Origin of the sequence: Streptomyces pilosus (assembly GCF_014649835.1) — a bacterium.
Lineage (GTDB): Bacteria > Actinomycetota > Actinomycetes > Streptomycetales > Streptomycetaceae > Streptomyces > Streptomyces pilosus.
On record NZ_BMTU01000011.1, the window covers coordinates 183,137 to 197,750 of the forward strand.

Here is a 14,614-nt window from a genome sequence, read left to right on the forward strand (position 1 = left end):
TACGCGCGGGGGCGTGGCTCAGTCGCGGGTGCGGGGCACGGGCGCGGACATGGGCCGGCTCTCGCTTCGGGGCGCGAGGCTCAGGTGGTGCGGGGGCCCTCTAGAAGGCGCGCATTCGGCACGGACACATACAACGAGCACCGGGCGTGGTGGTCGCCTCGGTCGCAGGGATGCGGTCGCTCGTCGTGGTCATGCGGCCAGTAAAGCAGAGGTTCGCTCCTGACCGGACACGGCTGTCCGTATAGTGGACAGCCGTGGACAGCCGTGCGCGCACGTCAGGGGCGTACGGCGATCTCCACTCCCCCGTCGGTGACCAGCGCGGACAAGGCCGAGAGGTCCTCGACGACGAGGTCGGCGGTGAGTTCGTGGGCCTGGTGGGTTGTGGCCAAGGCCACGGTCGTCATGCCCGCGGCGCGGCCCGCCTGGAGCCCGGCCGGGGCGTCCTCGAAGACGACGCAGTGGGCGGGGTCGACGCCGAGCACGCGGGCGGCGAGGAGGTAGGGCTCGGGGTCGGGCTTGCCGCGGGTGATGTCGTCGGCGGCGATCAGGGTCTTGGGCAGGATCCCGACGGCGTCGAGGCGGGCCTCGGCGAGCCGCCGGGTGGCGGAGGTGACCACGGCCCAGCGCTCGGCGGGCAGCGCGCCGAGGAAGTCCCGCGTGCCGGGAAGCAGGTGTACGCCGCCGTTGGGCACGTCCTCCACCTCCAGGTCCTCGATCCGTGCGACGGCCTCCGGCACGACGTGGGCGGGCAGCAGGTCGGCGGCTATCTCGGCGGCCGGCCGGCCGTGCAGCTCGACCCGTCCGAACTGCTCGGCGGTGATGCCGTACTCCCCCGCCCACCGGGTCCAGCAGCGCTGCACGGACAGCAGGGAGGAGACGAGGGTTCCGTCGTTGTCGAACAGCAGGGCCTGTGCATGGATGGTCATGCCATCGACCTTACGGGCCCGGCGGGCCGTACCGGGCAGAGGTCCCGGCCGGGTGCGGACGGCGCCCGCCCGGGTGCTCCCGGGGCCGGGCGCGGCCGGTGCAGCACGGCGTAATAAAGTCGCTGGCATGCTTGACGTCCTGACGGTGGCGACCGCCGTCGCCGCGCTGCTGCTCGCCGCCTGGTGCGGGTGGGCGGCCTACCGTGATCAGCCGACGAAGGACTGGCACTTCATCGGGATGGCCGTGGTCACGCTGCTGGCCCTGGTGCAGCTGGTCGTCGGGATCGTGCAACTGGCCCGGGGCGAGGAGCCCGGGCAGGGCACGACGATCTTCGTGGCGTATCTGCTCGGTTCGTTCGCGTGCGTCCCGGCGGCCGGCCTCCTGTCGCTGGGCGAGCGCTCCCGCTGGGGTTCGCTGACGGTCGCCGCGAGCGGGGTCGTGCTCACCGTGCTCGAAGTGCGGCTCTTCGACATCTGGAGGGGCTGACATGGCCGCGACGCGGGAGAGGACCCGGCGGGAGCCGCACCGGACGCGTTTGATCGGCGGGCCGGGGCTGCTGCTGGTGTGGCTGTACGGGGTGATGGTCGTCGGCGCGGTGTCGCGTTCGGCGTACCAGATCGCCACCGAGTTCGACCGGGCGCCGCTCGCCTACACGCTGTCGGCGCTGGCCGGCGTCGTGTACGGCTTCATCACGTACACGCTGGTGCGGGGCGGGGAGACGGCCCGCAGGGCGGCGCTGGTGTGCTGCGCCGCCGAGCTCGTGGGCGTACTGACCGTCGGCACCTGGACGCTGGTGGACCCCTCCGCCTTCCCGGACGCGACCGTGTGGTCGGACTACGGGATGGGGTACCTGTTCATCCCGGTGCTGCTGCCCCTGACCGCCGTGTACTGGCTGCGCACGGCGCGGCCCCGGCGGGCCGGGGCCTGATCAGGCGGTGGTGGCGAACGCCTCCGCGTCCTTCTCCAGCACGATCATCGGGACGCCGTCGGTGCCCTGGGAGGTGCCGACCCGCTGGTACCCGACCTTGCTGTACAGCCGCAGGTTGCTCTCGCTGCGGTGCCCGGCGTGCAGCCGGAACGTGCGGGCGCCGCGCTCACCGGCGAGCGCGGACTCCGCCGCCCTGAGCAGCCGGGCGCCGATGCCGTGCCCCTGGAGGCGGGGATGCACGCAGAGCTTGCCGATCGCGGCGGCGCCGTCCTCGGTGATCCTGCCGTGCACCGAGCCGACGATCTCGTCGCCGAGCCGCGCGACGACGACGCAGTCGGCGGCGACCTCCCGGCGCACCGAGTCGAGGGTCTGGACGAGGGGGTCGATGCGGTAGTTGCCGTAGAGGGCCGCTTCGCTCTGGAAGCACAGGTACTGCAACCTGAAGATCTGCTCCGCGTCCTGCTCGGCCGCCGCAGAGATGGTCACGCTCATGCCCATGTGCGCACGCCTCCCGCTCACCTGATCACCTGTCGTCCCCCACTCCTATCCCCGTCCTCGGCGCGCCGCAACCTCCGGCGCGAGCAAACGCCGCGGACATCCCAGGCATCCGGTGCGTTCCGGGCCGAGGCCGCCCTGTGAGATACCCAACTCCCCTGCGATGTCCCGGTATACGCCCGACGACACGGCCGCCCCGGGGCACGGTCGCCCGGGGCGGCGCGAGATCGCCCTTTCCGGCCGGTGCGGCTCAATTGCCGAGGAAGTCCTCGCGCGCCAGCAGCCCGGTGTCGGGGTGGTCGGTGAAGACGCCGTCGATCCCGGTGGCGAAGTAGGCGCGGTAGGCGCCGAACACGTCGCCGTAGGCGTCGGGGTCGGTGCCCCTGCGGAAGTCGGCGGGCAGGAAGGGGTTCTCGTTGCGCAGGGTGTAGGGGTGCAGGATCAGTCCGGCCCGGTGGGCGTCGCGGACCAGGGTGGTCGGGCGGGTGAGCCGGCCGTTCGCGTCGCGCGGGATCACCAGGTCGAGGGTGGGGCCGATGCCCTGCGCGTAGGAGGCGATCTCCCTGAGGCCCTCGGGGGTGACGAGGTCGGCGACGGTGCGCGGGTCGCCGGACTCAACGAAGTCCCAGGGCCGGGAGTTCGCGGCGGACAGGAGGACCACGAGCGGGTTGTCCACGAGCCCGCTGAGCCGCTGGACGCCGGTCGGCTCGAACGACTGGAGGATGACCGGGGAGTTCCTGCGGTGCTTGTCGTGCCGGCGCAGGATCCTCGCGACGCGCTCCTCCAGACCCAGGCCGAGCTTCCGGAAGTAGGTGGGGTGCTTGGTCTCGGGGTAGATCCAGACCTGCTTGCCGCGCTTGCGGGTCTGCTCGTCCTGCCAGCGCAGGACCTCCTCGAAGGTGGGGATCTCCCAGCGGCCGTCGTAGAGGGTGTTGTGCGGGCGGTTGGCGGGGATCCGCTCGACGGCGCGCAGCCGCTTCAGTTCGGCGAGGGTGAAGTCCTCGGTGAACCAGCCGGTGACGGGGACGCCGTCCAGCGTCTTGGTGGTGCGGCGGCCGGCGAACTCCGGGTGGTCGGCGACGTCGGTGGTGCCACCGATCTCCGGTTCGTGCCGGCACACGATGTGCCCGTCCCGGGTGGGTACGAGGTCACCGGCCTCGACGATGTCCGCGCCCATGTCGAGGGCGAGCTGGTAGGCGCCGAGGGTGTGCTCGGGCCGGTAGCCGCTGGCGCCGCGGTGGCCGATGACCGTCGGCACGGGCAGGCCCTTCAGCCCCCGGCCGCCACCGCGCCGGGCGTCCGCGGCGCGCGCGGTGCCGCCCAGCGCCAGGACCGATCCCGAGGCGCCGAGCACGGCCGCGCCGAGGAGGGCCCGCCGTCCGGTCCCGCCCGCCTGTTCGTTCGACTCCCGCGTGGTCATGCGCGTCCTCCTGGTGTCGGCTCCTCCGGTGCGGGCCGATCGTAGGTGCGCGCGGTTGACGGACGGGAGACCCGGGGCCGAACACACGGGTGAGGTTGGATGTCGTACAGCCCCTCATACGGATGACGTACACCTGTCGTATTCCGGTGGTGATGTGACGGCTCGTCCGATTGGGTCCGGCGGCCGGGGGCACTCGCGGCCGTGTGCGGGTCCGGGCGACGTCCGTCACAGCGTGACGGCCGTGTTTCGCGCCGGCCACGGCGGGCCACCGCAGATGAACCCGGGTCAAGAGTGAGTAAGACCCCGGTGAACACGCACGAGCCCGGTGTGCGCAACCCCCTGGGCCGCGAGTAATGTCCTCACCTGCACAGACTCATACAGCAATCACCCGCGTCCGCGTCCCACGGAGGGCCCGTTGTCCCGCTTCGCGCTCATCAAGGCAGTGCTCGGTCCGATCATGCGCCTGATGTTCCGCCCACAGGTGGAGGGTGCGGAGAACATCCCGGGCGACGGTCCGGTGATCCTGGCCGGCAACCACCTGACCTTCATCGACTCGATGATCCTGCCGCTCGTCTGCGACCGTCAGGTCTTCTTCATCGGCAAGGACGAGTACGTCACCGGCAAGGGCCTCAAGGGCCGGCTGATGGCGTGGTTCTTCACCGGCGTCGGCATGATCCCGGTCGACCGCGACGGTGGCCGGGGCGGGGTCGCGGCACTGATGACCGGGCGCCGGGTGCTGGAGGAGGGCAACGTCTTCGGCATCTACCCCGAGGGCACCCGCTCCCCCGACGGCCGGCTGTACCGGGGCCGTACCGGCATCGCCCGGCTCACCCTGATGACCGGCGCGCCGGTGGTGCCGTTCGCGATGATCGGCACGGACAAGCTGCAGCCGGGCGGGGCGGGCCTGCCCCGGCCGGGCAAGGTCACGGTGCGCTTCGGCGAGGCGATGGAGTTCTCCCGCTACGAGGGCATGGACCGGGACCGCTACGTCCTGCGCGCGGTCACCGACTCGGTGATGGCCGAGGTGATGCGGCTGTCGGGGCAGGAGTACGTGGACATGTACGCGAGCAAGGCGAAGGCAGCGTAGCGCTGCGCTGGGCTCGGCGGGTGGGGTTGTCCTACGGGTGCGGGCCGGTCGTGGCCGGTCGCGCAGTTCCCCGCGCCCCTGGAGTTGGCTGAGGTCGCCCCACGGGCGCGGGTCGGTTGTGGTCGGTCGCGCAGTTCCTCGCGCCCCTGGAGTTGGCTGCCCGGGCGCCGGCGGGTGGGGTTGTCCTTCCGCGCGGGCCGGTTGTGGCCGGTCGCGCAGTTCCCCGCGCCCCTGGAGTTGGCTGAGGTCGCTCCACGGGCGCGGGTTCGTGGGGGCTGGGCGCAGTTCCCCCGCGCCCCCGAGGGGGACCGCGGTTGCCCCTCGGGCGGTCAGGGCTTGGTGGGGAGGTCTTCGGCTGTGGCGAGGTGCTGGTCCCGGAGCATGTACCAGGCGGCCGCGGCCGCGGCCAGGAGGACGGTCGCTCCGGTGGCCGCTGCCAGGGTGAGGCCGTCGACGAAGGCCTGGCGGGCCGCGTCCAGCATCGGGCCGGCGACGGAGGCGGGCAGGTGGGAGGCCACCTCCACCGCGCCGCCCAGGGACTCGTGGGCCTCGGCCGGAGTGCCCGGCGGGGCGGTGAAGCCGCGGTAGACGCCGGTCACGATCGAGCCGAGTACGGCGATGCCGAGCGCCGCGCCGAGTTCGTACGCCGTCTCGGAGACGGCGGACGCCGCGCCCGCCTGGTCCTTGGGCACGCTGGAGAGGATCACGTCGGCGGTCACCGTGAAGGAGAAGCCGGCGCCCAGACCGACGAACAGCAGGGCCGCGCCGAGCAGCGGGTATCCGGTGGACTGGCCGATCACCGTGAGCGCGGCGAGGGAGAGACCGATGGAAGCCAGTCCGCCGGCGACGACCGAGCGCACCGAGAAGCGCCGGGCGGCCCGGCCGGCGAGCAGTCCGGCCGCCACCGCTCCGATCGCGGCGGGCAGTTCGGCGAGGCCCGCCTCGAGCGGGCGTCGGCCCTGGACGAGTTGCAGGTACTGCGACAGGAAGAACACCAGCCCGGACAGGCCGAGGATGGTCAGCAGGTCGGCGAGCACGGCCCCGCTGAAGCCGCGGTGCCGGAACAGCCGCATGTCCAGCAGCGGGACGGGCAGCGTGAGTTGCCTGCGCACGAAGCCGTGGAGGGCGGCCGCGCCCAGCAGTCCGGCGGCCAGCGCGGGCCAGGTGAAGCCGTGGCCGGCGGTCTCCTTCACCGCGTAGACCACACCGATCATGCCGACGAGCGACAGGACCACACTGGCCATGTCCCACGGGCCGGGGTTCGTGGTGCGCGACTCGGGGAGCAGCTTGATGCCGACGACCACGAGCACCGCCATCACGGGCAGGTTGATCAGGAAGACCGATCCCCACCAGAAGTGTTCGAGCAGGAAGCCGCCCAGGACCGGCCCGACGGCCGTGCCCGCGGATGCGGTCGCGCCCCAGATGCCGATGGCGAGACTGCGCTCGCGCGGGTCGTGGAAGAGGTTGCGGATCAGGGCGAGGGTGGCCGGCATCAGGGTGGCGCCGGCGACGCCCAGCAGGGCCCGGGCGACGATCATCAGCTCGGGTGTGTGGGCGTAGGCGTTGAGCACGGATATCGCGCCGAACGCGGTGGCGCCCCACAGCAGGATGCGCTTGCGGCCGATACGGTCGCCGAGGCTGCCCATGGAGACGAGCAGACCGGCGATGACGAACGAGTAGACGTCGCCGATCCACAGCAGCTGGCTGCCGGTGGGTGCGAGGTCCTCGCTGATGTAGGGGGTGGCCAGGCCGAGGACGGTCGCGTCGACGGCCACCAGCAGCACGGCGAGCACCAGTACGGACAGGGCGAGCCACCGGCCCGGGCGCTTGGTCTCCTCGGTCGTGGTCTCCGGCCGGAGGGCGCTGGTCATGATTCCTTCCTCGGCGCCGGGTCGTCCTGGCGCAGTACGCCGCCGAGCAGCAGCTCGACGATCATGTGGGTGAAGTCCTTGGGGGCGACGCGGCCCTCGGCCACCGCCCAGGCGGCGGAGGCGAGCAGCCCGTAGAGCGCCTCGGTGAGCCAGGCCGGCGTGAGATCGATGCGGAACTCCCCGCCCGCCTGCCCGCGCGTGAAGAGGGCGGCGACGCGTTCGTCGATCCTGGCCCAGCCCTCGTTCTGTTCCTCGCCCTCGAAGAGCTGGTTCTCCGTGTAGAGAAAGGCGATCAACGGGGCGTTGGGCTCGATGTGGGCGACCAGGCGCCGCACGGCGTCGGTGGCGGGCCCTTCGTCGGGCCGGGCCGCCGCCAGGGCGGCCTCGCACTCCGCGATGCAGAGCGCCTCCAGCGCCCGGACCAGCGCGTCACGCCCGGCGAACTGCCGGTGCAGGGTGGCGCGGCTGATCCCGGCCGCCTTGGCGACTTCGTCCATCGTCGCGGTGGATTTGCGGGTCAGCAGGGCGGCGGCACTGCGCAGCACCTGGTCACGGTCGACAGCCATGCGACGAGAGTACCGCACATGAGACATTGATGTCTCATGCAAGGCGTACGCGTCTCACCACAAGGGGGCGTCGACGGTGTGGCGGGTCAGTGCCAGGGCAGCTGCCCGCGCCGCTCCCAGTAGGCGCCCGGCTGCTCGACCAGGACGGCGAGGCGGTCCATGTGCTCGTCGGTGAGGTCGACGGCGGCGGCGTGCAGGTTGGAGGCGAGCTGGCCGGTGGTCGCCGCGCCGGAGAGGACGACGCCGGCCCACGGCCGGCGCAGCACGACCGCCAGGGCGACGGCGTCGCAGCCCAGTCCGGTCTCCTCGGCGACGGCCCGCAGCACCTCGGGGGCGTTCGGCGCGGCCAGCCTGCCGTTGGCCATGCCCTCCTTGACGATCACGGTGAGGCCCGCCTCGTGGGCCTCGGCGAGCGCGGGCCCCGCGGAGGTCTCCAGGGCGTTGTAGGTGGACTGCACGGTACGGAAGAGGGGTTCGCCGTCGACGGTGACGGCGAGGGCGGCGCGGATCGCGTCCGCCTGGGCGGGGCCGCTGGTGGAGAAGCCGACGGTGACCCCCTGGGCCGCCGCCTCCGCCAGCCGGGCGTGCAGTTCCTTGTCGGTGAGGGCGGGGCTCTCCGGGGTCACCGAGTGGATCTGGTAGAGGTCGAGCCGCTCCCCCAGCAGCGCGTCGGACTCGGCGCGCTGACGCTCGTAGGCGGCGAGGGAGTGGTCCTTGACCTCGTGCCGCTCGGCGTCGGTGGTCCAGCCGGCGGTGTAGGTGTAGCCCCATTTGCTGCCGATGACGACGTCACCGGCTTCCGGGTGGACGTCCAGCCAGCCGGCGAGGAACTCCTCGGAGCGGCCGTAGGAGCGGGCGGCGTCGAAGTAGCGCACGCCCTGGGCGTAGGCGGCGTCGAGAAGTTCGTGGGTGCGGGTGCGCAGCGCCTCGACGCCGCGGTCGTCCCCGAGGTCGTCGTCCCGCCCGAGGTTGATGTAGCCGGGGCGGCCGACGGCGGCGAGGCCGAGGCCGATGTGGCAGGTGGGGGTGGTCGCTGTCGCCAGTCGGGCGAAGGGCATCGCGGGCTCCGTCGGTCGGGTCCGGTTCGGCGTTCCGACCAACGTAGCCTGCGGTGTCGCTCCACTGGGGGAAGCGGGCGCCGTCGAGGTCGGTCACGCTGTGCGTGGGCGCCTGCGGGTGCGCCGGGGCGGGTGGCGCAGTTCCCCGCGCCCCTGGGGGACCGCCCTCAGGGGTGTGCGGTCAGTTCCGGCGTGCGGCGTCGGCCCAGGCGTGCTGGGCGGCGAGGTCGGCCTTGAGTTCGGCCAGCTGGACGGCCACCGCGCTCGGGGCGGTGCCGCCGCGGCCGTTGCGGGAGGCGAGGGCACCCGGGACGTCGAGGACCGTCCGCACCTCGGGGGTGAGGTGGGCGGAGATCCCGGCGAACTGCTCGTCGGTCAGCTCGTCCAGTTCCTTGCCCTCGGACTCGGCGGCCTTGACGCACTCGCCGGCCACCTCGTGGGCGACACGGAACGGCACGCCCTGCCTGACCAGCCACTCGGCGATGTCGGTGGCCAGGGAGAAACCGGCCGGGGCCAGTTCCTCCATGCGCTCGCGGTGCACGGTGAGGGTGGCCATCATGCCCGTGAAGGCGGGCAGCAGGATCTCCAGCTGGTCGATGGAGTCGAAGACCGGCTCCTTGTCCTCCTGGAGGTCCCGGTTGTAGGCGAGCGGGAGGGCCTTGAGGGTGGCCATCAGGCCGGTCAGGTTGCCGATCAGCCGGCCGGACTTGCCGCGCGCCAGCTCGGCGATGTCCGGGTTCTTCTTCTGCGGCATGATCGACGAGCCGGTGGAGAAGGCGTCGTGCAGGGTCACGAAGGAGAACTCCTTCGTGTTCCAGATGATGACCTCCTCGGCGATCCGGGAGACGTTCACCCCGATCATCGCCGTGATGAAGGCGAACTCCGCGACGAAGTCCCGGGAGGCGGTGCCGTCGATGGAGTTGCCGGCGCTGCCGCGCTCGAAGCCGAGGTCCTCGGCGACCGCCTCCGGGTCCAGGCCGAGGGAGGAACCGGCCAGGGCGCCCGAGCCGTACGGCGACACCGCCGTGCGCTCGTCCCACTGGCGCAGCCGCTCCGCGTCCCGGGACAGTGCCTGGACGTGGGCGAGGACATGGTGGGCGAAGAGCACCGGCTGGGCGTGCTGGAGGTGGGTGCGGCCGGGCATCGCCACGTCGGGGTGGGCCTCGGCGAGGCCGGTCAGCGCGTCCTGGAGGTCGGCGAGCAGACCGCCGAGAACGCGGGCGTGGTCCCGCAGGTACATGCGGAAGAGGGTGGCCACCTGGTCGTTGCGGGACCGGCCCGCGCGCAGCTTGCCGCCGAGGTCGGCGCCGAGGCGCTCCAGCAGGCCGCGCTCCAGGGCGGTGTGGACGTCCTCGTCGGCGATGGTGCCGGTGAAGTCGCCGGAGGCCACGTCGGCCTCGAGCCGGTCGAGCCCCTCGATCATGCGGGTAAGCTCGTCCTCGGTGAGCAGGCCCGCCTTGTGCAGGACACGCGCGTGGGCGCGGGAGCCGGCGATGTCGTAGGGCGCGAGCCGCCAGTCGAAGTGGACGGACGCGGACAGCTTCGCCAGGGCCTCGGCGGGACCGTCGGCGAAACGGCCGCCCCAGAGCCGTACGTCACCGCTGTTGCTGCTCACTTGCGTGCTCCTCCAGGGTTCCGGATGTGCCGCCGCCTCCCCACGGTCGTGTGAGGAGGCGGCTGTCGGGCCAGTGCGTGCGGGTCGTCGGCCGGTCAGGCGAGGTCGCGCTTGGCGGCGATCTTCGACGACAGGCTGTAGATGTCGATGAAGCCCTTGGCCGCCGCCTGGTCGAAGGTGTCGCCCGTGTCGTAGGTGGCCAGGTTGAAGTCGTACAGCGACGACTCGGAGCGCCGGCCGGTGACGACGGCGCGGCCGCCGTGCAGGGTCATCCGGATGTCGCCGTTCACGTGCTGGTTGGCCTCGGTGATGAAGCCGTCCAGGGCGCGCTTGAGCGGGGAGAACCACTGGCCGTCGTAGACCAGCTCGCCCCAGCGCTGCTCGACCTGCCGCTTGTAGCGGGCCAGTTCACGCTCGACGGTGACGTTCTCCAGCTCCTGGTGGGCGGTGATCAGCGCGATGGCGCCGGGCGCCTCGTAGACCTCGCGGGACTTGATGCCGACGAGGCGGTCCTCGACCATGTCGATCCGGCCGACGCCCTGGGCGCCGGCGCGCTCGTTGAGCTGCTGGATCGCCTGGAGCACGGTGACGGGCCTGCCGTCGAGGGCGACCGGCACACCCTCCTTGAAGGTGATGACGACCTCGTCGGGCTCGCGCGCCACGGCCGGGTTCTGCGTGTACTCGTAGACGTCCTCGATCGGGGCGTTCCAGATGTCCTCGAGGAAGCCGGTCTCGACGGCGCGTCCGAAGACGTTCTGGTCGATGGAGTACGGGGACTTCTTGGTGGTGGCGATCGGCAGGCCCTTGGCCTCGCAGAAGGCGATGGCCTTGTCGCGGGTCATGGCGTAGTCGCGGACCGGGGCGATGCACTTCAGGTCGGGGGCGAGGGCGACGATGCCGGCCTCGAAGCGGACCTGGTCGTTGCCCTTGCCGGTGCAGCCGTGGGCGACGGTGGTGGCGCCGTGCTTCTGCGCGGCGGCGACGAGGTGCTTGACGATCGTCGGCCGGGACAGCGCCGAGACCAGCGGGTAGCGGTCCATGTAGAGGGCGTTGGCCTTGATCGCCGGGAGGCAGTACTCGTCGGCGAACTCGTCCTTGGCGTCCGCGACCTCGGCCTCGACGGCGCCGCACGCGAGGGCGCGCTTGCGGATGACGTCCAGGTCCTCGCCGCCCTGGCCGACGTCGACCGCAACGGCGATGACCTCGGCGCCCGTCTCCTCGGCGATCCAGCCGATGGCGACGGAGGTGTCCAGACCGCCCGAATAGGCGAGTACGACGCGCTCGGTCACGGGTTTCTCCTCACAGTGCATTCGCTGACATGCATGAGTATGCAGGAGTCCGCATGATTCGTCAATCTGCCGTCCGGATGGCCACTGTTTCGGCCATGCGGTGGCCGGATCCAGGTGGCACATGAACACCTGAAACCGCTTTCCCGTATCCCTCCCCGGACGCAGGCGCCGCGTCGTTCCACCCCGTACCGCTCGTACACATCCCGACCCCGAGTGAGGCATCCGCATGTCCAGGGCTCTTCCGAAGTACAACAAGCGCCGCGTCGGCTTCATCGGCGGTGCCGCCGCCATCGCGCTGACCGGCGCGGTGATCGCCGGCACCGCCCTCGCAGGCGAGTCGTCCGGGGACGGCTCCGGGGCGGACGCCCGGACACTGGCGGGGCCCGGCACGATCTCCTGCCCCGACGTGGCGCCGCGGCTGCCCGCCGTGCCCGCCTCCGCACGGGCCGCCTGGACGCGCTCGCCCCGTGCTCGCTCGCCGGGCAGGGCGGAGCGGGCCAGGGCGGAGCGGGCCAGGACACCGGGCAGGACGCCGGCGGCGGGCAGGCCACGACGCCGCCCGCCGGGGACTCCGGGCAGGGAGCGGACCAGGGCGGCGGGGAGGACACCGGCCAGGCGGGGAACACCGGCGCCGGGGCGATCTCCTGCCCCGACGTGGCGCCGCGGCTGCCCGCCGTGCCCGCCTCCGCACGGGCCGAGGTGGACCGCACCCTCGGCGACCTCGACAAGCAGATCGCCGAAGCAAACCAGCGCCTCGTCGACACCGTCGGACAGGGCGGACCGAACTTCGTGCAGAACGCCATCCTCGGCCCCCTGGAGGACAAGCGCTTCGCCGCCATCAACCGCATCGCCACCGCCATCGGCCGCACCGCCGAACGCCCCGCCGGCCTGGACTCCCTGGCTGCCTGCACGCTCACCGAGTGAGGTGACAGGCACTGTGGCCGCCCCGTTCAACACCGGCCGGGGCGGCCACGGAATTTCCTCGGACAGTCGAAAGATCCGCGCCCATAATGGTCCGACATGGGAAAGACGCATGAGCGCATAGACGGCCGCCTCCGCACGTTCATCGAGGAGCAGCCGGTCTTCTTCACCGCCACCGCCCCCCTCTCCGCCGACGGCACGGTCAACCTCTCCCCCAAGGGGCTCAAGGGGTCCTTCGCCGTCCTGGACGAGCTGACCGTGGCCTACCTCGACTTCGCCGGCTCCAACGCCGAGACCATCGCCCACCTGCGGGAGAACGGCCGCATCACCCTCATGTGGTGCGCCTTCCAGGGACCGCCGAACATCGTGCGCGTACACGGCCGGGGGGAGCCCGTCTTCCGGGACGATCCGCGCTTCCCCGGGCTGCTCGCCCGCTTCCCCGGCATCGACCACACCGCCCACGGACTGCGTGCCGTCGTCGTCGTGACGGCCGAGCTGATCCGCGACACCTGCGGCTACGCGGTGCCCTTCATGGCGTACGAGAGCGACCGGGACCTGCACGGGAAGCGGTTCGCCCGGGAGGACGACGCCTCGCTCGACGCCTACTTCACCAAGAAGGAGCACATCGCGACGAGCCTGGACGGACTGCCCGGGCTGCCGTTGCCGCTGCCCCCGTCCACCGTCTGAGCCATGCTCACCGGTGCCGTCTCCGCCGCCGTCCTGCTCTCCCTGTCGCTGCTCGCCCCCGGCACCGGCGGCCGGCCGACTACCGCCGTCCGGTGCGCGGGCGGGGCGCCGGGATCTTCCTGCACGTCGACGGGCGCGGGGCGACGGCGGGGTGCGTGTCCGTGCCCGGGGACGCGATGCGCCGGATCCTGCGCTGGGCCGTTCCGGGGCGGGCACCGCAGCTCGCGATCGGCACCACGGGCGGGCCCACCGCCATCACCCGGTACTGAACCCGGATCTCCTCTGAACGCTGCTGCGTGACGGCACGTATGTGTGGGCCAAGGGTCAAGTCCCCACGGAGGAACCGTGACCACCACGCTCGCCGGCGGCCGTGCCGCCCGCCGTCAGACGATGCGCCGCATCCGTCCCCGCCGCTCCCCCGCCGTGCCCCTGCTGCTCGCCGTGGGCGCGGGCGCGGTGGCCGTGCTGTGGCTGTGGTGGGCCAATACGCCGTCCATCGCGGACACCACCGGGAAGATCATCGCCGCCGGCCGGATCACCGGTCTGCTCGGCGGCTACCTGATGGCCCTGGTGGTGCTCCAGATGGCGCGGGTGCCCGCCCTGGAACGCCGGGTGGGGTCGGACCGGGTCGCCCGCTGGCACGCGATGAGCGGCCGGTACACCGTCAGCCTGGTCATCGCGCACGTCTTCCTCATCATGTGGGGGTACGCCCGCCAGTCCGGCCGGAGCCTCGGCGACATCGTGCAGCAGACGATCACGTCCATCAACACGCTGCCGGACATGGGCAAGGCCGCCATCGGCACCGGCCTGCTGTTCGTGATCGCGTTCCTCTCCATCGGCCCCGTCCGGCGCAGGCTGCCGTACGACGGCTGGTACCACGTGCACCTGCTGACGTACGCCGCGGTCTTCCTGACGTTCTGGCACCAGATCACCACCGGCAACGAGTTCGCCGTCGAGCCGGCCGCGAAGACCTTCTGGTACGGGCTGTACGGCGTGGTGACCGCGCTGGTCCTGTGGTACCGGATCATCACCCCGGTGCGGCTCAACCTGCGGCACCGGATGCGGGTCGAGGCGGTCATCGAGGAGACGCCGGGCATCGTGTCCGTGCTGATCGGCGGGCGCAGGCTGCACCGGATGGGCGCGGAGGCGGGACAGTTCTTCCGCTGGCGCTTCCTCGCCCCCGGGATGCGGTTCAGCTCCCACCCGTACTCGCTGTCGGCGGCGCCCCGACCCGACATGCTGCGGATCACGGTGAAGGCCATCGGTGACCACACCTCCCGACTGCGGGAACTGGAGCCCGGCACGCGGGTGTGGGCGGAGGGACCGTACGGGGCGCTGACCGCGCAGCGCCGCAGCCGGGGCAAGGTGCTGCTGGTGGCGGGCGGGGTGGGCATCACGCCGATGCGGGCGCTGTTCGAGACGCTGCCCGGCGCCGCCGGTGACATCACGCTGCTCTACCGCGCCAACAGCACGCAGGACCTGGCGCTCTGGGGCGAGCTGGCCAAGATCGCCGACGAGCGGGGCGCGCGGCTGATGTACGCGGTGAACAGCCCCGACGGGGAACGTCCGGACATCTCGGCGGAGAGCCTGCAGCGGAAGATCCCGGACGTCGACCGCCACGACGTCTTCATGTGCGGGCCGCCCGGTTTCGCACAGTCGGTGTACGAAGCACTGCGCGGCGCCGGGGTCCCCGCCCGCCGTATCCATCACGAGTCGTTCGAGATGTGAGCGACGGGCCGTCGACCCCGGT

Annotated in this window: 13 protein-coding genes and 2 pseudogenes; 7 read left to right on the forward strand and 8 right to left on the reverse strand. The window is 72.1% G+C overall.

Translation table 11 applies throughout. The annotated features are described in order from the left end of the window. Window positions 1-275: 275 nt before the first annotated feature. Window positions 276-926, reverse strand: coding sequence for an HAD family hydrolase (locus IE118_RS25090; protein ID WP_189560298.1), 651 nt, complete (start codon window positions 924-926; stop codon window positions 276-278). A gap of 127 nt (window positions 927-1,053) precedes the next feature. On the opposite strand from IE118_RS25090, the gene IE118_RS25095 reads away from it, so the two are divergent. Both IE118_RS25095 and IE118_RS25100 read left to right on the forward strand, forming a co-directional pair. Further along, window positions 1,054-1,413, forward strand: a complete 360-nt coding sequence (locus tag IE118_RS25095) for a hypothetical protein (protein ID WP_189560299.1) — start codon at window positions 1,054-1,056, stop codon at window positions 1,411-1,413. 1 nt (window position 1,414) lies between these two features. Continuing rightward, complete coding sequence (locus IE118_RS25100; protein ID WP_189560300.1) at window positions 1,415-1,855, forward strand: hypothetical protein; 441 nt, start codon at window positions 1,415-1,417, stop codon at window positions 1,853-1,855. On the opposite strand, the gene IE118_RS25105 is transcribed toward IE118_RS25100, so the two are convergent. Together IE118_RS25105 and IE118_RS25110 are read right to left on the reverse strand one after the other, a co-directional pair. Next, a complete protein-coding gene (locus tag IE118_RS25105; protein ID WP_189560374.1) occupies window positions 1,856-2,353 on the reverse strand; it encodes a GNAT family N-acetyltransferase in 498 nt (165 codons plus the stop codon). It lies immediately after the preceding gene. A gap of 247 nt (window positions 2,354-2,600) precedes the next feature. Beyond that, entirely contained in the window at window positions 2,601-3,770 is a 1,170-nt protein-coding gene (locus IE118_RS25110) for a glycerophosphodiester phosphodiesterase (protein ID WP_189560301.1), read from the reverse strand. 457 nt (window positions 3,771-4,227) lie between these two features. On the opposite strand from IE118_RS25110, the gene IE118_RS25115 reads away from it, so the two are divergent. Continuing rightward, window positions 4,228-4,857, forward strand: a complete 630-nt coding sequence (locus IE118_RS25115; RefSeq protein ID WP_229846934.1) for a lysophospholipid acyltransferase family protein — start codon at window positions 4,228-4,230, stop codon at window positions 4,855-4,857. Window positions 4,858-5,186: 329 nt separating this feature from the next. Here the strand turns inward: IE118_RS25115 and IE118_RS25120 are convergent, their stop codons facing one another. The 5 genes from IE118_RS25120 to IE118_RS25140 all read right to left on the reverse strand — a co-directional run bounded on the left by IE118_RS25120 (window position 5,187) and on the right by IE118_RS25140 (window position 11,256). Beyond that, window positions 5,187-6,728, reverse strand: coding sequence for an MFS transporter (locus IE118_RS25120; protein WP_189560303.1), 1,542 nt, complete (start codon window positions 6,726-6,728; stop codon window positions 5,187-5,189). Beyond that, the gene (locus tag IE118_RS25125; protein WP_221345330.1) at window positions 6,725-7,294 is read right to left on the reverse strand and encodes a TetR/AcrR family transcriptional regulator; all 570 of its coding nucleotides are present in this window, start codon (window positions 7,292-7,294) and stop codon (window positions 6,725-6,727) included. The genes IE118_RS25120 and IE118_RS25125 overlap by 4 nt, the downstream gene beginning before the upstream one ends. Before the next feature lie 86 nt (window positions 7,295-7,380). Continuing rightward, on the reverse strand, window positions 7,381-8,352 hold the full coding sequence (locus tag IE118_RS25130) for an aldo/keto reductase (protein WP_189560305.1): 972 nt from the start codon (window positions 8,350-8,352) through the stop codon (window positions 7,381-7,383). A gap of 181 nt (window positions 8,353-8,533) precedes the next feature. Further along, window positions 8,534-9,967 carry an argininosuccinate lyase gene (argH, locus tag IE118_RS25135; protein WP_189560306.1) on the reverse strand — a complete coding sequence of 478 codons (1,434 nt, stop codon included), beginning with the start codon at window positions 9,965-9,967 and terminating at the stop codon, window positions 8,534-8,536. Between the two features lie 95 nt (window positions 9,968-10,062). Continuing rightward, window positions 10,063-11,256: an argininosuccinate synthase gene (locus IE118_RS25140; RefSeq protein WP_189560307.1), complete on the reverse strand. Its 1,194-nt coding sequence runs from the start codon at window positions 11,254-11,256 to the stop codon at window positions 10,063-10,065. A 226-nt stretch (window positions 11,257-11,482) separates the two neighbouring features. Here IE118_RS25140 and IE118_RS25145 point away from each other — a divergent pair. The 4 genes and pseudogenes from IE118_RS25145 (at window position 11,483) to IE118_RS25160 (ending at window position 14,592) form a co-directional block, all read left to right on the forward strand. After that, window positions 11,483-12,180 (forward strand): annotated as a pseudogene (locus tag IE118_RS25145) (hypothetical protein). 96 nt (window positions 12,181-12,276) lie between these two features. Further along, complete coding sequence (locus IE118_RS25150; protein WP_189560308.1) at window positions 12,277-12,864, forward strand: pyridoxamine 5'-phosphate oxidase family protein; 588 nt, start codon at window positions 12,277-12,279, stop codon at window positions 12,862-12,864. Window positions 12,865-12,941: 77 nt separating this feature from the next. Further along, window positions 12,942-13,133, forward strand: a pseudogene (locus IE118_RS25155) (hypothetical protein); the annotation flags it as partial. 76 nt (window positions 13,134-13,209) lie between these two features. Further along, entirely contained in the window at window positions 13,210-14,592 is a 1,383-nt protein-coding gene (locus IE118_RS25160; RefSeq protein WP_189560309.1) for a ferredoxin reductase family protein, read from the forward strand. Window positions 14,593-14,614 lie beyond the last annotated feature (22 nt).

Bases quoted from the DNA above. Each gene is read 5' to 3' on its own strand.
- IE118_RS25090 (WP_189560298.1), bottom strand. From the start codon at position 926: ATGACCATCCATGCACAGGCCCTGCTGTTCGACAACGACGGAACCCTC.
- IE118_RS25095 (WP_189560299.1), top strand. From the start codon at position 1,054: ATGCTTGACGTCCTGACGGTGGCGACCGCCGTCGCCGCGCTGCTGCTC.
- IE118_RS25100 (WP_189560300.1), top strand. From the start codon at position 1,415: ATGGCCGCGACGCGGGAGAGGACCCGGCGGGAGCCGCACCGGACGCGT.
- IE118_RS25105 (WP_189560374.1), bottom strand. From the start codon at position 2,353: ATGGGCATGAGCGTGACCATCTCTGCGGCGGCCGAGCAGGACGCGGAG.
- IE118_RS25110 (WP_189560301.1), bottom strand. From the start codon at position 3,770: ATGACCACGCGGGAGTCGAACGAACAGGCGGGCGGGACCGGACGGCGG.
- IE118_RS25115 (WP_229846934.1), top strand. From the start codon at position 4,228: ATGCGCCTGATGTTCCGCCCACAGGTGGAGGGTGCGGAGAACATCCCG.
- IE118_RS25120 (WP_189560303.1), bottom strand. From the start codon at position 6,728: ATGACCAGCGCCCTCCGGCCGGAGACCACGACCGAGGAGACCAAGCGC.
- IE118_RS25125 (WP_221345330.1), bottom strand. From the start codon at position 7,294: ATGGCTGTCGACCGTGACCAGGTGCTGCGCAGTGCCGCCGCCCTGCTG.
- IE118_RS25130 (WP_189560305.1), bottom strand. From the start codon at position 8,352: ATGCCCTTCGCCCGACTGGCGACAGCGACCACCCCCACCTGCCACATC.
- IE118_RS25150 (WP_189560308.1), top strand. From the start codon at position 12,277: ATGGGAAAGACGCATGAGCGCATAGACGGCCGCCTCCGCACGTTCATC.